The 21,432-nt window shown below is 59.8% G+C and carries 17 protein-coding genes and 1 pseudogene; 9 read left to right on the top strand and 9 right to left on the bottom strand.

Translation table 11 applies throughout. The annotated features are described in order from the left end of the window. The first annotated feature begins 118 nt into the window (after nt 1-118). A complete protein-coding gene (gene rnk, locus CSK29544_RS19690) occupies nt 119-529 on the top strand; it encodes a nucleoside diphosphate kinase regulator (RefSeq protein ID WP_004387228.1) in 411 nt (136 codons plus the stop codon). 67 nt (nt 530-596) lie between these two features. Here rnk and CSK29544_RS19695 read toward each other — a convergent pair whose 3' ends face one another. After that, a complete protein-coding gene (locus tag CSK29544_RS19695; RefSeq protein ID WP_007897560.1) occupies nt 597-1,838 on the bottom strand; it encodes a zinc-dependent alcohol dehydrogenase in 1,242 nt (413 codons plus the stop codon). Between the two features lie 242 nt (nt 1,839-2,080). Between CSK29544_RS19695 and uspG the strand changes: the two genes are divergently transcribed. After that, nucleotides 2,081-2,509, top strand: coding sequence for a universal stress protein UspG (uspG, locus tag CSK29544_RS19700; RefSeq protein WP_007897559.1), 429 nt, complete (start codon nt 2,081-2,083; stop codon nt 2,507-2,509). 224 nt (nt 2,510-2,733) lie between these two features. Here the strand turns inward: uspG and ahpF are convergent, their stop codons facing one another. Both ahpF and ahpC read right to left on the bottom strand, forming a co-directional pair. Next, nucleotides 2,734-4,299: an alkyl hydroperoxide reductase subunit F gene (gene ahpF, locus CSK29544_RS19705; protein WP_007893640.1), complete on the bottom strand. Its 1,566-nt coding sequence runs from the start codon at nt 4,297-4,299 to the stop codon at nt 2,734-2,736. 256 nt (nt 4,300-4,555) lie between these two features. Then, nucleotides 4,556-5,119: an alkyl hydroperoxide reductase subunit C gene (ahpC, locus tag CSK29544_RS19710; protein ID WP_007893639.1), complete on the bottom strand. Its 564-nt coding sequence runs from the start codon at nt 5,117-5,119 to the stop codon at nt 4,556-4,558. A gap of 491 nt (nt 5,120-5,610) precedes the next feature. Here ahpC and citR point away from each other — a divergent pair, with 491 nt between their 5' ends. Beyond that, a complete protein-coding gene (gene citR, locus CSK29544_RS19715; RefSeq protein ID WP_007893636.1) occupies nt 5,611-6,573 on the top strand; it encodes a DNA-binding transcriptional repressor CitR in 963 nt (320 codons plus the stop codon). Here citR and CSK29544_RS19720 read toward each other — a convergent pair. Further along, on the bottom strand, nt 6,568-7,728 hold the full coding sequence (locus CSK29544_RS19720; RefSeq protein WP_029039175.1) for a pyridoxal phosphate-dependent aminotransferase: 1,161 nt from the start codon (nt 7,726-7,728) through the stop codon (nt 6,568-6,570). The genes citR and CSK29544_RS19720 overlap by 6 nt on opposite strands. A 136-nt stretch (nt 7,729-7,864) precedes the next feature. Between CSK29544_RS19720 and CSK29544_RS19725 the strand changes: the two genes are divergently transcribed. The 3 genes from CSK29544_RS19725 to CSK29544_RS19735 are packed head-to-tail and all read left to right on the top strand — an operon-like array spanning nt 7,865 to nt 9,704. Beyond that, nucleotides 7,865-8,479, top strand: a complete 615-nt coding sequence (locus tag CSK29544_RS19725) for a methylthioribulose 1-phosphate dehydratase (RefSeq protein WP_007893630.1) — start codon at nt 7,865-7,867, stop codon at nt 8,477-8,479. After that, nucleotides 8,476-9,165: an acireductone synthase gene (gene mtnC, locus CSK29544_RS19730; RefSeq protein WP_007893626.1), complete on the top strand. Its 690-nt coding sequence runs from the start codon at nt 8,476-8,478 to the stop codon at nt 9,163-9,165. The genes CSK29544_RS19725 and mtnC overlap by 4 nt, the downstream gene beginning before the upstream one ends. Next, nucleotides 9,162-9,704, top strand: a complete 543-nt coding sequence (locus CSK29544_RS19735) for a 1,2-dihydroxy-3-keto-5-methylthiopentene dioxygenase (protein ID WP_007893623.1) — start codon at nt 9,162-9,164, stop codon at nt 9,702-9,704. Before mtnC ends, CSK29544_RS19735 begins: the two co-directional genes overlap by 4 nt. Before the next feature lie 267 nt (nt 9,705-9,971). Here CSK29544_RS19735 and CSK29544_RS19740 read toward each other — a convergent pair whose 3' ends face one another. Genes CSK29544_RS19740 through fes form a run of 3 tightly spaced genes read right to left on the bottom strand, consistent with a single transcriptional unit; the run spans nt 9,972 to nt 15,360 of the window. Then, nucleotides 9,972-13,889: an enterobactin synthase subunit F gene (locus CSK29544_RS19740; protein WP_007893620.1), complete on the bottom strand. Its 3,918-nt coding sequence runs from the start codon at nt 13,887-13,889 to the stop codon at nt 9,972-9,974. Nucleotide 13,890: 1 nt separating this feature from the next. Further along, the gene (locus CSK29544_RS19745) at nt 13,891-14,112 is read right to left on the bottom strand and encodes an MbtH family protein (protein ID WP_007893617.1); all 222 of its coding nucleotides are present in this window, start codon (nt 14,110-14,112) and stop codon (nt 13,891-13,893) included. A gap of 3 nt (nt 14,113-14,115) precedes the next feature. Continuing rightward, a complete protein-coding gene (gene fes / locus CSK29544_RS19750) occupies nt 14,116-15,360 on the bottom strand; it encodes an enterochelin esterase (RefSeq protein ID WP_007893615.1) in 1,245 nt (414 codons plus the stop codon). 280 nt (nt 15,361-15,640) lie between these two features. On the opposite strand from fes, the gene CSK29544_RS19755 reads away from it, so the two are divergent. Continuing rightward, nucleotides 15,641-17,914, top strand: coding sequence for a TonB-dependent siderophore receptor (locus CSK29544_RS19755; protein WP_029039173.1), 2,274 nt, complete (start codon nt 15,641-15,643; stop codon nt 17,912-17,914). Nucleotides 17,915-17,952: 38 nt separating this feature from the next. Beyond that, nucleotides 17,953-18,621 (top strand): enterobactin synthase subunit EntD, encoded by a 669-nt coding sequence (entD, locus tag CSK29544_RS19760; protein ID WP_029039172.1) that lies wholly within the window; start codon nt 17,953-17,955, stop codon nt 18,619-18,621. On the opposite strand, the pseudogene CSK29544_RS19765 reads toward entD, so the two are convergent. Then, nucleotides 18,590-19,304 (bottom strand): annotated as a pseudogene (locus tag CSK29544_RS19765) (GNAT family N-acetyltransferase). The gene entD and the pseudogene CSK29544_RS19765 sit on opposite strands and share 32 nt — an antisense overlap. Nucleotides 19,305-19,487: 183 nt before the next feature. On the opposite strand from CSK29544_RS19765, the gene CSK29544_RS19770 reads away from it, so the two are divergent. After that, complete coding sequence (locus CSK29544_RS19770; protein WP_004385544.1) at nt 19,488-20,603, top strand: YbdK family carboxylate-amine ligase; 1,116 nt, start codon at nt 19,488-19,490, stop codon at nt 20,601-20,603. A 113-nt stretch (nt 20,604-20,716) separates the two neighbouring features. On the opposite strand, the gene CSK29544_RS19775 is transcribed toward CSK29544_RS19770, so the two are convergent. Then, nucleotides 20,717-21,414 (bottom strand): IS1-like element IS1B family transposase gene (locus CSK29544_RS19775; RefSeq protein ID WP_095033700.1). Its coding sequence is split into 2 segments (ribosomal slippage): nt 20,717-21,165 and nt 21,165-21,414, totalling 699 coding nucleotides; the frame shifts between segments, so codons are not numbered across the junction. Nucleotides 21,415-21,432 lie beyond the last annotated feature (18 nt).

A 21,432-nucleotide genomic window follows, 5' to 3' on the forward strand; every position in this document is an offset into this window, starting at 1 on the left:
CGCGCAAGGCTGAGTATCATCCCCTGACGCGGACCCTCATCGTTTTGACGGTGAGGGTTTTTCTTTGGACGCTTGTTAGCGGCGAAATGCCGCCTGATTCAATGACATGGAGTAAGAAATGTCCCGACCTGCCCTTATCATCAACGAACTCGATGCTGAACGTCTCGACAGCCTGCTGGAGCAGCCGGCGTTCGCGCGTCTGCCGGTGGCTGACGCGCTGAACGATGAGCTGGATCGCGCCCGGATGGTTAGCCCGCAGGCGATGCCGGAAGATGTGGTGACAATGAACAGCCGGGTGAAATTCCGCGATCTGGCGAGCGGCGAAACTTACGAGCGCCTGCTGGTCTATCCGCAAAATGCGGGCAGCAGCCCGGAAGCGCTGTCAGTCATGGCACCGGTGGGCGCGGCGCTGCTTGGCCTGCGCGTGGGCGATGCCATTCGCTGGCCGCTGCCGGACGGCAGCGAAACGCATATCGAAGTGCTTGAGTTGCTCTACCAGCCGGAGGCGGCGGGCGAATACCGCCTTTAACCGCCTGTCTGCGGCAAAAAATAAGAGGATGCCAGGGCATCCTCTTTCTGTTTTTAGTTGCTGAAAATTACGGCTGCAACGGCTGTAACGGCGCGTTCATCAGCGCGGTGACTTTCTCCCGCGCGGCTTCAGGCGTCGCGGCACCCGGCACCAGAATCACCTTGCGGCACTCCTCTTCGCGCTTCTCGAAAATCTTGTAGCCGCGCGCGGCATCTTCCAGCGGCAGATAGTGCGTGACTATCTCTTCCGGCGTCAGCAAACCCTGCTCGATAAGCGGCAGCAGCTCCGGCAGGAACGCATGCACGTGCGTCTGGCCCATCTTAAAGCTGATGCCTTTATCGAACGCATCGCCAAAGAGAAAGCCGTGGATAAAGCCCGCATAGACGCCCGGCACGCTCACCACGCCACCGCGACGCACCGCCGCGATGCACTGGCGCAGCGCTTTGCCGCTGCTGCCTTCGATTTTGAGATTTGACAGCACGGTTTCCGTCAGGCTGCCTTTGGCCTCAAAACCGACCGCATCGATAACGGCATCCACGCCGCGGTTGCCCGGCGTGTTTTCGATAATAAACGCCGCCGGATCGTCGTTTTCATCAAAGTTGATCGGGATAACCCCATAACGCTCTTTCGCAAACGCGAGACGATAATCGTTGTGGTCGACCATAAAAATCTGTTCTGCGCCGAGCAGTCGTGCGCAGGCGGCGCTGAGCAGCCCCACCGGGCCTGCGCCGTAAATCGCTACCTGAGAGCCTTTCTGTACCTGGCCGTTTTTCACCGCCTGCCACGCCGTCGGCAGGATATCGGAGAGGAACAGCGCTTTATCATCAGAAAGCACCGGCGGCACTTTAAACGGCCCGACATTGCCCTTCGGCACGCGTACATACTCTGCCTGGCCGCCCGGAATGCCGCCATAGAGATGGCTGTAGCCGAACAGCGCCGCGGGGGCCGGGATCTGCTTTTTATTCAGCGCCGCACCGGTGCCTTTATTGGTGTTTTCGCAGGCGGAATATTGCTGAAGTTTGCAGAAAAAGCAGTCGCCGCAGGCGATAACGAACGGGATCACCACGCGGTCGCCTTTACGGATATCCTTCACCGCGCTGCCGGTTTCCACCACTTCCCCCATAAACTCATGGCCGAAAATATCGCCGTGATGAACCTGCGGAATTTTGCCGCGATAGAGGTGTAAATCGGAGCCGCAAATCGCGGTCGCGGTGACGCGCAGAATAATATCGTCCTGCGCCTCAATAATCGGATCCGGAACATTTTCGACCTTAACGTTATGCGGCCCGTGGTAGGTTAACGCCTTCATTACGACCTCCTGGCAGTCGGTAAAAAGAGACAGGTTCCAGTGCGAAAGTCTATCTGGACTACACCAAGGGTAGTCGGGATGGGCCGCGAGCCGCCGGATCCGCCGCCAGTGTGGCGGCTTTGAGAGTTTTCCTGGCGAAAGCGGCTGCGTAAAAAAACACAAATTTGTCGGATGTATAAAAGTATCCATGACAAAAACAGGGTTTAATAGGTGCGTTGATAACCGCTAAAGGAGGAGTGACGATGTACAACACCATTCTGATGCCTGTAGATGTGTTTGAAATGGAGCTGAGCGACAAGGCTATCCGCCACGCGGAGTTTCTGGCGCAGGAGGAGGGAATTATTCATCTGCTGCATGTGTTGCCAGGATCTGCCAACCTGAGTCTGCACCGCTTCGCCGCCGATATCCGCCGTTTTGAAGAACATTTAGAGGCCGAGGCGAACCAGCGCCTGCAAACCCTCAAGCAGCATTTCACCCTGCCGGAATCGCGCCTGCGCAGCCATGTGCGTTTTGGCAGCGTGCGTGATGAAGTTAACGCGATGGCCAAAGAGTTACACGCCGACGTGGTGGTGATTGGCTCGCACGATCCGTCGATCACCACGCACCTGCTGGGCTCGAACGCATCAAGCGTGGTACGCCACGCGCATGTGCCGGTGTTTGTAGTGCGTTAAGTTTTGGGGAGTATTGGCGGGTGCGCTGCGCTTACCCGCCCTACAACTACTGAATGCCGGGGTGGCGGGTGCGCTGGCGCTTACCCGCCCTACCTGTCTGTGACGTTAAACGTAGGGCGGGTAAGCGCCAGCGCACCCGCCAGTTACAACAGATCATCCACCCAATCCACCAATAAAAAAGCCGCCCCTGAGGGCGGCTTTTACGCAGGTATCTTACTTTCTTCTTATGCGGTTTTGGTACGAATCAGATAATCAAACGCGCTCAGGGAGGCTTTCGCGCCTTCACCGGTGGCGATAATGATCTGTTTGTACGGCACGGTGGTGCAGTCGCCCGCGGCGAATACGCCCTTCACGCTGGTCTCGCATTTGGCGTCGATGATAATCTCGCCCATGCGGTTACGCTCGACAGCGCCTTCAAGCCAGGTCGTGTTCGGCAGCAGACCGATCTGAACGAAAATCCCCGCCACTTCCAGGTGCTTCACCGAGCCCGTTACGCGATCCTGATAATCAAGACCGGTCAGCTTCGTGCCGTCGCCTTTCACTTCGGTGGTCATCGCGTTCAGGATGATGTCGACGTTTTTCAGGCTACGCAGTTTATCCTGCAGCACCTGGTCCGCTTTCATTTCTGGCGCGAATTCCAGCAGCGTTACGTGCTCAACGATCCCCGCGAGGTCGATAGCCGCTTCCACGCCGGAGTTACCGCCGCCGATAACCGCCACGCGTTTGCCTTTAAACAGCGGGCCGTCGCAGTGCGGGCAGTAAGTCACGCCTTTGGTGCGATACTGATCTTCACCCGGCACGCCCATGTTGCGCCATTTCGCGCCGGTCGCCACGATCACGCTGCGCGCTTTCAGCACTGCGCCGGAGGCGGTTTCAATCTGATGCAGACCGCCTTCGCTCGCCGCCGGAATCAGCTTCGTTGCGCTTTGAGTATCGATAACGTCAACATCGTAATCATCCACGTGCGCCTTCAGCGCGCCTGCCAGTTTCTGGCCTTCGGTTTTCGGCACAGAGATGTAGTTTTCGATATCAACGGTGTCCAGCACCTGACCACCGAAACGCTCGCCCATCAGGCCGGTACGGATGCCTTTACGTGCGGAGTAAATCGCCGCCGCCGCGCCCGCCGGGCCGGAGCCGACAATCAGTACATCGTAAGCGTCGCGCTGGTTCAGCTCTTCCGCCGCGCGTTTTTCCGCGCCGGTATCCACTTTCGCGACGATTTCGGCAAGGGTCATACGGCCAGAACCAAATTCCACACCGTTCATGAAGACCGCCGGCACGCCCATCACGTTGCGCTCGGTGATTTCATTCTGGAACACCGCACCGTCAATCGCCGTATGTTTGATGCGCGGGTTCAGCACGGCCATCAGGTTCAGCGCCTGTACCACGTCCGGGCAGTTGTGGCAGGAGAGCGAGTAGTAGGTTTCAAACTCGAAATCGCCGTCCAGGTCACGGATCTGCTCAAGCAGCGCCTGCGCTTCTTTCGACGGATGACCGCCGGTCCACAGCAGCGCCAGCACCAGCGAGGTAAATTCGTGGCCCAGCGGCGAGCCCGCAAAGCGCGGCCCCTGGTCAGAGCCCGGGTTCGTAATCAAAAATGAAGGTTTGCGCGCCGCGAGCGTGTTGTCTTCCCTGAAGGACACTTTGTCAGACAGCTCGGCGATTTCCAGCAGCAGTTCTTTAATCTCCGCCGATTTCGCGCTGTCATCCAGCGTGGCCACTAACTCAACAGGCTTTGTCAGACGCTCAAGATACGCCTTGAGCTGGGTTTTCATGTTTGTGTCGAGCATAATTTTCTCCTGAGCTTACGCTTCCTCATTTAAGCCGCCTCAGTGCAGCGCCGCCGCGATGCAACTTAAATGAGAGTGCGTAAAAGCGTTTTCAAAAAAACGGGTGCAAGACTGCACCCGTGATAATGTCTTTTTCCGAGTATTTCGCGTTACAGGAAGGCGGCAAGCTTAGGAATCCCCGGGAGCTTACATCAGTAAGTGACCGGGGTGAGTAAGCGCAGCCAACGCACCTGTGGCGTGAAAGACGACAGAAAAATTAGATTTTGCCAACCAGGTCCAGAGACGGCGCTAAGGTCGCATCGCCTTCTTTCCATTTAGCCGGGCACACTTCGCCTGGGTGAGAGGCTACATACTGAGCCGCTTTGATTTTACGCAGCAGGTCAGATGCGTCACGGCCGATGCCTTCAGCAGTAATTTCGATAGCCTGGATAACACCCTGCGGGTCAACGATGAACGTACCGCGGTCAGCCAGACCTTCGTCTTCACGCATGATTTCGAAGTTACGGGTCAGGGCGCCAGTCGGGTCGCCGATCATCGCGTATTTGATTTTCGCGATGGTGTCGGAGCTGCTGTGCCACGCTTTGTGGGTGAAGTGGGTATCGGTAGAAACGGAGTAAACGTCTACGCCCAGTTTCTGCAGTTCTTCGTAGTGGTCAGCCACGTCGCCCAGTTCGGTCGGGCATACGAAGGTAAAGTCAGCAGGATAGAAGAAGAATACGCTCCAGCGGCCTTCCGTGTTTTTCTCGGTAACTTCGATGAACTCACCGTTTTTGAACGCCATGTTTTTGAAAGGTTTGATTTTGGTATTAATCAAGGACATCTATACTTCCTCCGTGTTTTCGATGGGATGTAAGGTATCGAATTTTCGTAACCCAGGCCAATGCGTTTGCGTTATCAAATCAATAAGCAATAGCTAACAACTGATCCGGGCCAACCTTAGTGAACGTTTCTCGCCGTCTCGCGAAAAAATAAAAAAGCCACCTCAACGGGCGGCCTGAGCGCTGAGATACCCGCAGGCCACAGCAGAGCCAGCGTGCTGGCGAAAGCGTTGCGCGCGGTGTTTTGCGACGCAGACGTACCTTCGATTAGAACACTCCCCTGCCTAAAGGGCAACGCACATGAAGATTATTCGTGCCTATGGCTGTGATAGGGAGCGCTTTGCAAAATTCATCGCCTCTCTGATGTGTGAGGCTGCGCCATTTTTTCGGATTATGCCCCGTCTCGCCTGCGCAAAAACATATTCCTTATCTATCATTTACTGAGAACAGATAAACCATAAAAATCCCCTTTTCGTCTCGTTGCGAGGCTGTCATGGCAAATTTGCAGGATTTGAAAAAGTTTGACCTCAATCTTCTGGTGATTTTCGAGTGCATTTATTTGTATCGCAGCGTCAGCAAGGCGGCGGAAGCCCTGTTCCTGACGCCGTCAGCGATAAGCCAGTCGTTACAGCGGCTGCGCAACCAGCTCAATGACCCGCTCTTCGTGCGCTCCGGCAAAGGCATTACGCCGACAACCGTAGGCACTAATCTGCATCACTATCTGGAAGACAACCTGAACCAGCTTGAGCAGACCATTAACATCATGCAGGGCGCGCCGCTGCGCAAAAACTTCGTGCTCTACTGCCCGCCCGCTCTCGCCGCCGATCATCTGCCGGCGTTAGTCAGCGCGTTTCGCGAGCATTACGATTTTGAACTGGAGCATTACGACACCACGCTTGCCAGCGAAACCGTGGAAGATCTGCTGGCCTATCGCAAGGCGGATCTGATTATCGGTATGGCACCGGTTGCCAGTCACTCGCTAATTTGCAAACACTGCTTTAGCGAAGAGACGGTACTGGTGTGCAGCGAAAAGCACCCGCGGCTTGGCGCACATGCCGATGAAGCCGCGCTCACGCAGGAGAAATTCACGCTGTTTAACGGCACTGCGGAAGGCCAGAAACAGTTTCACGTGAAGTCGGCGGAGCTTTTCGGTGAGCGGCAGATAGCCTTTACCAGTAATTCGATCTCCTCGATTATGGCGGTGATTGGCAGCACCGATTTTGTTGGCATTCTGCCTGCCCCCGTGCTGCGCCGTTATCGTCAGCTCTTTGGACTACGCCCCGTCAAGCTGAACTTCAGCCTGCCGCAGTATGATTACTACCTTATTTATAACCGCTCATCGTTAACGAATGCGTCGTTCGTAAGCTTTGTGTCGCTCATCGAACAGCACTTCCTGCGCGATGTGCCACAGGCGCAGAGCCGCAGCACGGCTTCACCCGATCAGCCCACCTTATAACCGCGCCAGACGCTCCGCGGCGGCGAGCAGCGTCGCCTCCTGCTTGGCGAAGCAGAGGCGAATCAGCTTGTGCGGGAACGGGGCGTCGCAGAATACCGACAGCGGAATGGCCGCGACGCCCGCTTCCATGGTCAGCCATTCGCAGAAACTCACGTCATCAAGCGTTGAGATAGCGCTGTAATCCGCCAGCAGAAAATAGGTGCCTTCACAGGGCAGGATTTTAAAGCGGCTGTCACCGAGCGCCTGGATAAAGCGATCGCGGCGCGCGCGGTAAAACTCCGGCAAATCGAGATAGTGCGCAGGCTCGGCGCGCAGCATATCCGCCAGCGCCAGCTGCGCAGGCGTGTTGACGGAGAACGTCAGATACTGATGCACTTTGCGCAGTTCCGCGCTGAGCGCGGCGGGTGCCACGCAGTAGCCCACTTTCCAGCCGGTCATGTGATAGGTCTTGCCGAATGACGACACCGCAATCGCCCGCTCGCGCAGCTGCGGATGCGCCAGCACGCTGGCGTGGCCCTCTTCGGCAAAACAGATGTGCTCATAAACTTCATCGCTCAACACGTAAATTTCACGCTCCTCGATGGCCTGCCAGAGCGCGGCGAAATCCGCGCTACGCCAGACGGTGGCGGACGGGTTATGCGGCGTGTTGAGGATAACCAGCCGGGTGCGCTCAGAGAGCAGCGCGGCGAATTGCGCCCAGTCCACGCGAAAATGCGGCGGCGTCAGCGCGATGCGCTTGAGCACGCCGCCGGACAGCGCCACGGCGGGCGCGTAACTGTCGTAGCTCGGATCGAAGCAGATGACTTCGTCGCCGGGGCGCACCAGCGCGGTAATCGCCGCGTAGAGCGCCTCGGTAGCTCCCGCCGTGACGGTAATATCGCTGTTGGCATCCGGACGGTGGCCGTAGAGCGCCTCGGTTTTATCGGCGATCGCCTCGCGCAGCGCCTGCACGCCGGTCATGGGCGCGTACTGGTTTGCGCCCGCCGCCACGTGGTGCGCCAGTCGCTCCTGTAAATAGCGCGGGCCGTCGAAATCCGGAAACCCTTGCGACAGGTTAATCGCCTGATGCTGCTGCGCCAGCGCGCTCATGCGGGTAAAAATGGTCGTGCCCAGCGCGGGCAGTTTGCTTTCTGGCGTCAACGGGGTATGGCTCATAACGGCTGATCCTTTCGCGCGGTGTCGTGTTGTTTTGATGTTATCTGTCTGTTGCCGACACTATAACACGATGCTACTCTCTGGCAATCAAGACGCTTAGACGTCTAAACGCTAACGATATGCCTGCGGGGATGCGATGAGTAAAGAGAGCCAACTGGAAGCGCTGGTGGCCGCCTGTCACTGGATTGGCGCGAAGGGCTGGGCGCCTGCTACCGGCGGCAATATGTCGCTGCGCGAAGACGCGCGCTGGTGCTGGCTAAGCGAATCCGGCAAAGATAAAGGCAGCCTGACGACAGACGATTTTCTGCAGGTGGAAATTGCCACTAACCTCGCGCCGTCCGGCCGTAAGCCCTCCGCCGAAACCGGGCTGCATACCCTGATTTATCGCCTGTTCCCGGAGGCGAACTGCGTGCTGCACGTGCATACCGTTAACGCGACGGTGCTGTCGCGCGTGGAGAAAAGCGACGCGCTGCATTTGTGCGGCTACGAGATGCAGAAATCGCTGGCGGGACAAATGACGCATCTTGATGATGTGCCTGTTGCCATTTTCGATAACGATCAGGATATTGATGCTCTGGCGGAGCGCATTGCGCGTCACCACCGCCAGTTCCCGCTGCGCTACGGATTTCTGCTGCGCGGCCACGGGCTGACCTGCTGGGGGAGCGATGTCGCCGTCGCGCGTCGCCATCTGGAGGGGCTCGAATTTCTGTTTGAATGTGAAATGCAGCGACGCCTGCTGGAGAGAGCATGATCCGCGCCATAGTTACCGATATTGAAGGCACCACGACCGATATTCGCTTCGTTCATAACGTCCTTTTCCCGTATGCGCGCGAGCGTCTGGAGCGTTTTATCCGCTCGGGCGAGCAGCGCGAACCGGTGAATCTGCTGCTTAACGAGCTGCGCGGCGAGATCCACGCGCCCGCGGCGTCGGTGGATCAGCTGATTGAAACGCTCTTCACATTTATGGATGAAGACCGCAAATCCCCCGCGCTGAAGTCGATTCAGGGCTATATCTGGCGCGAAGGCTACGACAACGGCGATTTTACCGGCCATTTGTACCCGGATGTCGTGCCCGCGCTGCGCCGCTGGAGCGATCAGGATATCGATATTTATATCTACTCCTCCGGCTCCGTTCCCGCGCAGAAGCTGCTCTTTAGCCACAGCGATTACGGCGACGTCACGGAGCTTCTGAGCGGCTTTTTCGATACGCACGTCGGCGCCAAACGCCAGGTGTCGTCGTACCGCAATATCTCCATGAAAACCGGCGTGCCGGTGCATCAGATGCTGTTCCTCTCGGATATCCGCGAAGAGCTGGACGCCGCGCGCGAAGCGGGCTGGAAAACAGTCCAGCTCATCCGCGGCGAGCCTGATACGCAAAGTACCCACCGCCAGGTGTCCAGTTTCGATGACATTCACCCGGAGCAGATCCCGACATGAGCGCACTGACGATTTTTGCCGATAACGGTGCCAGCGAACCGCTGTGGCAGAGCACCGATGCCGACGCTATCCGCGAACAGCTTAACGCGCAGGGCGTGCGTTTCGAACGCTGGCAGGCCGACCGCGAGCTCGGTGATAACCCAACGCCGGAGACGGTGCTGACCGCCTATCAGCACGCGATTGACCTGCTGGTTGCGGAAAAAGACTACCAGAGCTGGGACGTCATCAGCATGCGCGCCGATAACCCGCAGAAAGAGGCGCTACGCGACAAATTTCTCAATGAGCATACCCACGGCGAAGATGAAGTGCGGTTTTTCGTGGAAGGCGCCGGGCTGTTCTGTCTGCACATCGGCGACAAGGTGTATCAGGTGTTGTGCGAGAAGAACGATCTGATCTCGGTGCCCGCCGGCACACCGCACTGGTTTGATATGGGCTCTGAGCCGCATTTCACGGCGATCCGCATTTTCGATAACCCGGAAGGCTGGATTGCGAATTTCACCGGCAGCTCGATAGCCGAAGCGTACCCGCGTCTGGGGTAGCGTGCGGGTGGCAGTTGAATGTAGTGGGTGCCTGTAGAGGCGACATGGCGGGTGCGCTTCGCTTACCCGCCCTACATCCCTTCAGGCACCGGTCTTCGTCGTTTGTAGGGTGGGTAAGCGAAGCGCACCCACCTTTCAGCAGCATTCACAACATGTACGTAGGGTGGGTAAGCGAAGCGCACCCACCTTTTTACAACACTCACAACATGTGCGTAGGGTGGGTAAGCGAAGCGCACCCACCGATGTACCCACCCAATTACACAAAACCTACCCGAGAATTTCCCGCAATACCGGGCCAATCACCTCGAACGCCTGCGGGGAGATAATCTCCACATGCGCGCAATCGACACTGTACACATCAAGCGCCCGCGTCCACGGTGCCCACGCCTCGTAAGGGTTAAGGCCCGGCGTCACGATGCGTTCGGCGACAAACAGCGTCGCGTTACCTTCAAAGCGCGTACTGCGCGCGGTAGAAAGCAGCCGCACCGCGTCGGCGTAATTGCCTTCGATGGTTTCAAAAAGCCTCGTCGACCCCTGCCCCTGCTGCGCGCTCACAAACGCCGCCCGCTCGCGCTCTATCTCCGCCAGCACTTCCGGGTCGAGCTCGCGCCCGCCCTTCTCCTGCCAGTTTTGCGTTTCCGGCGGCCAGGTGTCGAGCAACCCGAGGAACGCCACCTCCTCGCCCGCCGCCTGTAACCGTGCGGCGACGCCATGCGCGATTGTCCCGCCGAGCGAATAGCCAAACAGCCAGTACGGCCCGTGCGGCTGCTGCTCGCGAAGTGTCGCATAATGGCGGTCGCACAGTTCATCCACCGAGGCGCACTGTTGCATCGGCCCATCCGGGCGCGGCGACTGAATGCCCGTTATCGCCCAGCGCGGCGACAGCCAGCGTTGCAGAACGCTGAACTGCCAGGCGAAGCCCGACGCCGGATGGAAGCAGAACAGCGTCGGCCCGCTGCCTTCACGCAGCGGCAGAATGGCGTCAAAACCCGCCTGCTCCGCCTGCGCCTCACTTTGTGCGGCCTCAACGGCCGCCGCGAGTTTTTCCACCGTCGAGGCAATCATTACCTGCCCGACCGTAACAGGACGTTCCAGCTCACGCGTGAGCCTTGCCGCCAGACGCATCGCCAGCAGCGAATGGCCGCCAAGCGCAAAGAAATCGGCCTGGGCGTCGGTCACTTCCATACCTAAAAGTTCCGAAAAAGCGCGGGCGATCGCCGTCTCGCTGCCCGGCGCTACGGCTCTGCCCGGCTCACGCGCGGCAAGCTGCGGCAACGGCAGCGCTTTGCGATCCAGCTTGCCGTTGGCGCTGAGCGGCAGCGCAGGCAACTGAACAAGCGTCACCGGCACCATATGCGCGGGCAGCCATTCGCTTAAGCGCGCGCGCAGTGCGGCCAAATCCAGCGTAGCGCCGGAGGCGGAAACCAGATAACCCACCAGCTGGCGCGCATCGCCGCCCGTTTCGGCATGGCTATTCAGCACGCAGGCGTGCGTCACCGCCTGCGCCACATCCGGCAGGCTCAGCATCACGCGGTCAATCTCGCCAGGCTCAATGCGCTGGCCGCGGATTTTCAGCTGATCGTCGCTGCGCCCGAGATATTCCACCGCGCCGTCCGGCAGCCAGCGCGCCACGTCGCCGGTGCGGTACATCCGCTCGCCGGGTACAAACGGATCGGCGATAAAGCGGCTGGCGGTCAGATCCGGGCGGCCAAGATAGCCCTGGGCCAGCTGAACGCCCGTGAGATAGAGATCGCCCGCCATGCCCGGCGGCACCGGACGCATCCGGCCATCGAGAATGCGCAGGCCGGTATTCCAGACCGGGAAACCAATCGGCACGCTGGCCCCCTTCACCTGCGAAAGCGCCGCGCCGAAAGCCGGATACCCGCTCACATCCACTGCCGCCTCCGTCGGGCCGTAGAGATTATGCAGCGGCACGGCGGTAAGCCGCTCCCAGTCGCGACACAGTGCCGTCGGCAGCGCTTCGCCGCTACAAAACACCTGGCGCAGCGACGCGCAGGCGTCGATCGCCGCTTCAGAAGTGAGCGCGCCGACAAACGCCGCCAGCATCGACGGCACAAAATGCGTCGTCGTCACCCGCCAGCGCGCAAACAGTGTCTGAAGCGCCTGCGGATCGCGGTGCGCCTGCGGCGGTGCCATCACCAGCCGCGCGCCGACGATAAGCGGCCAGAAAAACTCCCATACCGACACATCAAAACTGCACGGCGTTTTTTGCAGCACCACGTCATCCGCGCCGAGCGGATACTGGCTTTGCATCCACAGCAGCCGGTTAACGATAGCGGTCTGACCGACCATGACGCCTTTCGGCCGCCCGGTGGAGCCAGAGGTGAAAATCACATAGGCGGTGTGCGCCGGGCGCGAGCGCAAAAGCGGCTGCGGATCGCTTGCCGGCAGCGGCGCGTCGTAGCAGAACACGGGCAGGCTCGGGAGATGCGCGAAACGCCCCTGCTCTGACGCGGCGGTAATCAGCAGCGCCGGGCGGGCATCCTCCAGCATCATTTGCAGGCGATCGTCCGGGTAGCCCGTATCGAGCGGCAGCCAGGCCGCGCCCGTTTCCACAATCGCCTGTAGCGCCAGTGAGAGAAAGACCGAGCGCGGCAGCGCGACGGCCACGATATCACCCGGCTTAACACCGCGACGCACCAGCTCTGACGCAAGCGTAAGCACTTGCTCACGCATTTCACGATAGGTAAAGGCATAGCGCGCATCCGCAAGCGCCGGGGCCTGCGGCGTCGCCTGCGCCTGTTTCGCCAGCAGGCTGCTGAGCGTCTCCTGCGGCAGTGGCACGGCGGTCTGGTTCACACGCGCAATCAGTGCGTAGTCGTTATCATCCAGCAGATCCGCCTGCGCGCAGGCAAGCTCAGGATCAGCGGCAAACTGTGTGAGCAGATGCGGCAGACGGGCGAGATGGCGCTCAATCTGCGCGGCCTCATAGCGCTGCTGATTCGCGAGCAGTTCCAGCGTCACACCGCCCTGTTCGTCGATATAGAGCGCGATTTCGAGATCTTTCACCGGCCCCGAGGCGAGCTGGTGGGTTATCCCCTCCACGCCATCGAAATCGAGCCGGTAATCAAACATTTTCAGGTTCAGCACCGGGCCATAGAGCGGCGTCTGCTGCGCCACTCTGCCCGCGTCGCGCAGCACCTGCTCGGCGTCATAGCGCTGATGACGACGCAGCGTTTTGAGCGTCTTCGCAAAGGCGGCGGCGAACTGCGCCAGCGTCTGCTCAGGCGCAATGCGCACCGGGCAAGGCAGCACGTTCAGCACCGGGCCGGTGGCGCACAGCGCGGCCGAGCCGATGCGGCGCATAAAGATAAAACCGGCGCTGTAGGCGTCACGCCCGCTCAGGCGGCCAAGCCAGAGCGCCACCAGCGCCAGCGCCACGTCCGGCGCGGCCAGCCCGCCGCTGTTTGCCAGAAGCATGGCGAAGTGGGCGTCATTAAAGCGCAGCGAGCGGCGAATCAGCGAGGTGGTGGAAGATTGCCCGGTAAGCGGCTGGTCAGAGAGCGTCGCCGGCGGCGGCAGGTCGCGCACCTGCTGCGCCCAGAAGGCGGCGTCGCGCGCGCAGGCGTCTGACGCCTGATAGCGCACGTATTCATCAACCACCTCGTTAAACGGGACAAACGGCGAGGCGTCGGGCTGTTCGCCCCGGCGCAGGCTGCCGTAAATATCGGCGATACGACGGGTAATGGCCGTAAAACTGAAACCATCCACCACCAGATGATGATAACGCTGATACCAGAACCAGCGCGTCTCGCCGACACGCAGCAGCGCATGGTGCACCGGCGGTGTGCCGTGGGTGACGCGCAGATCCTGCTCCAGATCGGCATGCATCAGGCGCTGGGCCGTGGTCAGCGGGCAGGCTTCGTGGCGCAGATCGATGATTTCAGGCGTGGCAAAGGTGAGCGATGCGTCAAACCGCTGCGTGACGATACCGTCGCGTTCCTCAAAACGCATTCGCAGCGTGTCGGCTTCCATCATGCCCGCCACGATAGCGCGCGCCAGCAGCGGCGCGTCAACCGTGCCGTTCAGCTCGACGTAATGCGCCACGCTCCAGGCGTTGGCCTGGCGGGAGAGTTTTTCAGCCATCCAGATACCCGGCTGCGCCGCCACCAGCGGCAGCGCGGCCGTGGCCTGCTCCGCAGGGGAAAGAGTTATATCCGTCACGTTAACCTCGGGTCTCGTTGCGGTGGGCGAAATCGGCAGGCTGCAGCGCCTGACCGTGCTCATTAAGCCACGCCTCACACCTCTCCGGAGGCTGTGGCGCGGCCACCACACGCCAGCCCGGCGGCAGCGCGCACGGCTCCGGCCAGAGGCTTATCTGTTTTTCGTGATTTTCGAGCAGCCAGAAACGGCCCTGCAGATTATCGAAGGGATTGCTGAATTCCATACGTCACTCCTGTCCTGAAAAAGGCGTCGGGGCGGGTGTAGCGGCCCAGAGCGCGGCGAGACCGTCGGTCAGGCCGCCGCGCCAGCAAAGCGCGTCGTGGCCGCCCTCCACCTGACGCCAGAAAAGCGGCGGCTGTGTGCGTTGCAGTAAAGAGACCAGGCGCTGATTCGCCTGCAAAATGAGCGGCTCATGAAGGCCCGCTTCAAGATAAATGCGCAACCCGCGCGGATCGAAGCGGCCTGCGGCCAGCTCTTCAACCAGCCAGCCGCCCTCACCGCTCGCCTCGCGCGTTGGCCACCAGAAAGAGCCGGACTGGCTCAGTACGCAACCGAAGCGCTGGGGCCAGCGCAGCCCCGCATAGAGCGCGGCGAGCCCACCGAAGCTCTGCCCGGCAATCACAGTGGTGTCCGGCGCGTCACGCCATCTCGTGTAATGACGCGCCTGCGGCAGTAATTCCTCCCACAGCGCCTCCCAGAAGGCGGCGTTGCAGGGGAGTTCACGGCTGCGGTGCGCGGTGTCAATCACATCCACCAGCAGATAAACAGCAGGCGGCAGAACGCCGCGATCGGTGAGCGCCTGGAGCGCGGGCCAAACCGGCTGGCTGTGCGCCCAGAACTGACCGTCCAGCAAAATAGCGAGCGGGCGCGTCAGGGGCGCATCATCACCGCCGGTAGTAAAGAGCCACACGCGACGCGCGTTGCCGAGCCGCTCGCTGTGCCAGAGAAATTCCTGCGCGGGCGTGTACGCCACGTCTTTTTCTTCCCAGCCTGGCTGAGCGGGCGCGTCTGGCAGATGCAGCGCGCTCATCGGATGACCGCGGCCGCCGCGCCAGTGGTGCGGGTTGAATGGATCAGGAATGGCCTGCGGCAGCAGTGCGCGCCAGCCTTCGCGCAGCGCGTGGCGCGCCGGAACGTCTGCAAAGGCGTCGGGGGCGAAATCATCGGTGTTTGTGGAAGGGATAAAACAGTAACTGCCGCGCCAGGCGGCGTCTAATTCGGTGCGCCAGTACCAGGCGTCGGTGCCCGGCAGACGCGTGAGCGACTGCGGCGCGGAGGGCTTGTGGTGATCGGTGATACCGGTGAGGTAAATCCACACCCGCTTTGTATCAGACGTGCTTTCATCACCTGCCGGATCGCGCCACCAGAACGTCACGCAGCAGGTGCCCGACGCCGTGCCGGAAATCTCCGGAATGCCCTGCGCCTGCTTCGCCTGCCACCAGGCATCACTTCCCGCCGCGTGCTCCGCCACTGCCCAACTCCTTGTTAGTGTTGATAAATATCATCTAATGACGTCAATCCTGATAATTTGATGATAATATTATTGATAATTATTTGCATTTGCAATAGCGTATTGGCGCGCTGTGGGAAGCGCGTCTTTCACTCAAAAAACATTAACCCAGCCAGACGTTTGCGCGCTGCCGCTCCGGGACGAGCGGGGTTTGCGTATAGCGGCTCTGGCCTATTCCCTGCTGCGCCCTGCCCCACTGGGGATGGACTTCCGGGCCGCAGCACAGACAGCAGGATACAAAATGAATAAAAAGCTCCCTCTCTCTCTGGCGATGCTGATTAATCTTGGGATGTATGGCGCTGCGCTGCCCGCCTGGGCGCAGGAGAGCACCGCTCCCGTGGATGGCAACGCAACGGATGGCGATGACACGATAGTCGTCACCGCCGCACAGCAAAATCTTCAGGCACCGGGCGTCTCGACCATTACCGCCGATGAAATCCGCAAAAACCCGCCCGCGCGCGATGTGTCGGAAATCATCCGCACCATGCCTGGCGTCAACCTGACCGGCAATTCCACCAGCGGCCAGCGCGGCAACAACCGCCAGATCGATATCCGCGGGATGGGCCCGGAAAACACGCTGATCCTGATTGATGGCAAACCGGTCAGCAGCCGTAATTCGGTGCGTCAGGGCTGGCGCGGCGAGCGCGACAGCCGCGGCGATACCGCCTGGGTGCCGCCGGAGATGATCGAGCGTATCGAGGTGCTGCGCGGCCCTGCCGCCGCACGCTACGGCAACGGCGCGGCGGGCGGCGTGGTGAATATCATCACCAAACGCAGCAGCAACGACTGGCACGGCAGCTGGAACAGCTACTTCGACGTGCCGGAACACAAAACCGAAGGCGCCACCAAACGCACCAACTTCAGCCTCACCGGGCCGCTTGGCGACAGCGTCAGTTTCCGCCTGTACGGTAACCTGGCGAAAACCCAGGCCGACGCGCAGGACATCAACGCCGGGCATGAATCACTGCGCACCGGCAGCTACGCCGATACCCTGCCCGCCGGGCGCGAAGGGGTGGTGAATAAAGATATTAATGGCCAGGTACGCTGGGAATTTGCGCCGATGCAGGCGCTGGAGTTTGAAGCGGGCTACAGCCGCCAGGGCAATCTCTACGCGGGCGACACTCAGAACACCAACAACGACAACAGCACCAACGGACTGGTGAAAAAATACTACGGCAAGGAGACCAACCGTCTCTATCGCCAGAACTATGCGGTCACCTGGACTGGCGGCTGGGATAACGGCGTAACCACCAACACTTACGCCCAGTATGAACACACGCGCAACTCGCGTCTTGGCGAAGGGCTGACGGGCGGCCTGGAGGGGCTGTTCAACAGCGAGAAATTCTCCGATATCAACCTGAGCGACGTGCTGCTGCACAGCGAAGTGAGCATTCCCTTCGACTGGCTGGTGAACCAGAACCTGACGCTCGGCACCGAGTGGAATCAGCAGCGTATGAAGGATGGCACCTCTACCGCGCAGGCGCTGACCGGCTCCGCCAGCGGCGGCGCTATCCCTGGCGTCGATTCCACCAACCGCAGCCCGTATGCCAAAGCGGAGATCTTCTCGCTGTTCGCGGAAGACAACATGCAGCTCACCGACAGCACCACGCTGACCCCGTCGCTGCGCTTCGATCACCATACCATCGTTGGCAACAACTGGAGCCCGGCGCTGAACCTGACGCAGGCGCTGACCGACGCGGTAACGCTGAAAATGGGCATCGCGCGCGCCTACAAAGCGCCGAGCCTCTATCAGACCAACGAAAATTATATTCTCTACAGCCGTGGCCAGGGCTGCTACGCCAGCGCCACCAATACCGGCTGTTACCTGATGGGTAATGAAGATCTGAAGGCGGAGACCAGCGTCAACAAAGAGATTGGCCTTGAGTATAAGCAGGATGGCTATCAGGCGGGCCTGACCTGGTTCCGTAATGATTACCACGACAAGATCGAAGCCGGTTATACCCGCGTCACGGCCATCAGCAATAAAACGGATCTCTACCAATGGGAGAACGTGCCGAAAGCCGTGGTGGAAGGGCTTGAGGGCACGCTAAACCTGCCGGTGACCGATACCGTTCAGTGGAGCAATAACCTGACCTGGATGTTGCAGAGTAAGAACAAAACCACCGGCGATCGGTTGTCGATCATCCCGGAATTTACGCTGAACTCAACGCTGAGCTGGCAGGTGCGAGACGATCTGTCGCTGCAAAGCACGCTCACCTGGTATGGCCGTCAGAAGCCGAAGATGTACAACTATAAGGGCGAACGCGTGACCGACAGCGGCACCAATGAAGTCAGCCCTTACAGCATCGTCGGCCTCAGCGGCACCTGGGATGTGACCAAAAATGTGAGCCTGACGGCGGGTGTCGATAACGTCTTCGACAAGCGCCACTGGCGCGCGGGCAACGCCCAGACCACCGGTAACGCCAAAACCAACGCCTGGATGTATGGCGCGGGGGCGGAAACCTATAACGAATCGGGCCGGACCTGGTTTATGGGCATTAACACTCATTTCTGATAATGACGACGGCGGGCAGCGATGCCCGCCTTTTTCCGATGCAAACCACTCTCACTTCACTGACCTTTGCCGGGCAACTGCTCTGGCGCGTTGATTTCTCACCCGACACTTTCACACCTGCCGATCTGCTGTGGCTGCCGCACCACGCCATGCTGGCGAACGCTGTCGCGCGGCGTCAGGCCGAGCATCTGGCGGGCCGTATCGCCGCCGTCGCCGCACTGCGGGCGGCTGGCGCGCCATTCTCTCCACCCGGCATCGGTGCGCACCGCGAACCGCGCTGGCCCGTGGGTTTCACCGGCAGCATTACGCACACCTGCCACCGCGCCTGGGCTGCGGTTATCACCACGCCGGGCGGCATCGGGATCGACGTTGAAAACCTGATGGACGCGCAGACGGCGCGCGAGCTGGCGCCCGGTATTATCGACACACAAGAGCGCGCGCTGCTGGCCCGCACGCCGCTGCCCTTCGCCAGCGCCCTGACGCTCGCGTTTTCCGCTAAAGAGAGTCTTTTTAAAGCGCTGTTCCCGCAGGTGGGCGACTGGTTCGGTTTCGAATGCGCGAAAGTCGTCGCGCTGGACGACCATCAGTTAACGCTGCGCCTCGTCTGCCCGGTCGGGCCGTTTGCCTCAGGGCAGTGCTTCACGCTGCACTGGCGTCAGGAGGCGCAGCAGATCCTCACGCTGGTGAACGCGCCCGGAAGTGGCTGAGCGGCTGTTTCTGTATACCGTCGGCGGTGAAATTCTCCGGCGACAGCCAGGCGCGCAGCGCGGCATCGGCCTGTGGCCATTCGCTATCAAGCAGTGAAAACCATTCGGAATCGCGGTTGCGCCCTTTACGCACCATCATCTGACGCAGTCGCCCTTCATACGTGAAGCCAAGCCGTTCAGCGGCGCGGCGCGAAGCGGTGTTCATCGAATCGCATTTCCACTCCACGCGGCGGAAACCGTGCTCAAAGGCATCGCGCATCAAAAGCCACAGCGCCTCGGTGCCGGTGACGCGGTTTTTCATGCGCGGCGACCAGGTTACGTGGCCTATTTCCAGCACGCCGTTAGCCTTATCAATGCGCATAAAACAGACCAGCCCGACCGCCTCGCCGCGCGCGTTATCCATCACCGCGAAAGGCACCAGCGACGGATCCATCACTTTTTGCGCCACCCATTCATGGCACTGCGCGAGCAGTATCGGGGCGATCGCTTGCAAGCCATGTCCAGTCGCGATCGTCCGGCGCGTCCTGATAGGCCGCCAGCAGCGCGGCGGCGTGCGCGTCGGCATTGAGCGGTTCCAGCGTGCAGTAGCGCCCTGCAAGCGTTGTGCGCTCAGGCATCCGTGCGCCGTTCCAGCCCGGCACTGGCGCGCCGACCTGCTGATCGTAATGGTTGAAATAAGCCACAAGCACTCCTCCTGATGGTTGTTAATAAAAAGTTATATCAGGAGTGAAACCAGGAAGATAGCGATAACGCAGCGGGAAAACCGCGCACAGGAACTCGGTTTTATCTGAGCGTTTTCACCGCAACTGGATGATTTCGCATGACTATACTTGGAGCAGAACCCTTTACTGATAAGCGAGCTGCCAATGCCCCTTAAACCGTTTGCCCCTTCCGAACCTTACACCCTGGGCGTTGAACTGGAGCTTCAGGTGGTCAGCCCGCCCGGTTTTAACTTAAGCCAGGATTCCTCGACGCTGATTAGCGCGCTGGAGAGCCGCGTCACGGCGGGTGAAGTGAAGCACGATATCACCGAAAGCATGCTGGAAATCGCGACCGGCGTCTGTCGCGATATCAACCAGGTAGCCGCGGAATTCGCTGCCATGCAGCGTGAAATTCTCGCCTGCGCCCAGCAATATCACCTGATGATAAGCGGCGGCGGCACGCATCCGTTTCAGAAATGGCAGCGCCAGGAAGTATGTTCCAGCGAGCGTTACGCCCGCACGCTGGAGCTGTTCGGTTATCTCATCAAGCAGGCCACGGTATTCGGCCAGCATGTGCATGTGGGCTGTCGCAACGGGGAAGAGGCGATGTATCTGCTGCACGGGCTGTCGCGTTTCGTGCCGCATTTTGTCGCGCTGTCGGCGTCTTCGCCGTATATGCAGGGCGCAGATACCGGCTTTGCCTCCTCAAGACTCAATATTTTCTCGGCCTTCCCGGATAACGGCCCGGCTCCATTTGCCGCCGACTGGACGCAGTTCGAGAACATGTACGCGCGTCTCGAAGGCACGAAGGTAGTGGAGTCGATTAAAGATTTGCACTGGGATATTCGCCCGAGCCCCGGCTTTGGCACCGTGGAAGTGCGCGTGATGGATACGCCATTAACGCTTGAGCGCGCCATTAATATTGCCGGATTTATTCAGGCGATTTCACACTGGCTGCTGGATGAGCGCCCTTATAAACATAAGGCTGAGGATTACCTGATTTACCGGTTTAACCGTTTTCAGGCCTGCCGTTATGGGCTGGAGGGGACGCTGACGGATGTTAGCACTGGCGAGCAACGCACCATCGGGGAAGATATTTTGCGCCTGCTCGACAAGCTTGAGCGCTATGCCCGCCCGCTGAACGCCAGCAGCGCGCTGGAGGCGATCCACCGCTATGTGAAGAATAACGACAGCGACGTACACCGCATTCGTGAATTTACCGCCGATGGCGGCTCGCTCTCTGAACTGGTACGCCTGAATGGAGAAATCTGGGCCGCCTGAAAACCGCGTTACGCCTGACCGGCTCCTGACTGATTAAGGGAATTTACCTTAAACAAGGAACCACCTGCCTGTAAAAGCCAGCCATTTATCGCTGGCTTGGTAATGACTCCAACTTATTGATAGTGTTTTATGTTCAGATAATGCCCGATGACTTTGTCATGCAGCTCCACCGATTTTGAGAACGACAGCGACTTCCGTCCCAGCCGTGCCAGGTGCTGCCTCAGATTCAGGTTATGCCGCTCAATTCGCTGCGTATATCGCTTGCTGATTACGTGCAGCTTTCCCTTCAGGCGGGATTCATACAGCGGCCAGCCATCCGTCATCCATATCACCACGTCAAAGGGTGACAGCAGGCTCATAAGACGCCCCAGCGTCGCCATAGTGCGTTCACCGAATACGTGCGCAACAACCGTCTTCCGGAGCCTGTCATACGCGTAAAACAGCCAGCGCTGGCGCGATTTAGCCCCGACGTATCCCCACTGTTCGTCCATTTCCGCGCAGACGATGACGTCACTGCCCGGCTGTATGCGCGAGGTTACCGACTGCGGCCTGAGTTTTTTAAATGGCGGAAAATCGTGTTGAGGCCAACGCCCATAATGCGGGCGGTTGCCCGGCATCCAACGCCATTCATGGCCATATCAATGATTTTCTGGTGCGTACCGGGTTGAGAAGCGGTGTAAGTGAACTGCAGTTGCCATGTTTTACGGCAGTGAGAGCAGAGATAGCGCTGATGTCCGGCGGTGCTTTTGCCGTTACGCACCACCCCGTCAGTAGCTGAACAGGAGGGACAGCTGATAGAAACAGAAGCCACTGGAGCACCTCAAAAACA

This window comes from Cronobacter sakazakii, assembly GCF_000982825.1.
Lineage (GTDB): Bacteria > Pseudomonadota > Gammaproteobacteria > Enterobacterales > Enterobacteriaceae > Cronobacter > Cronobacter sakazakii.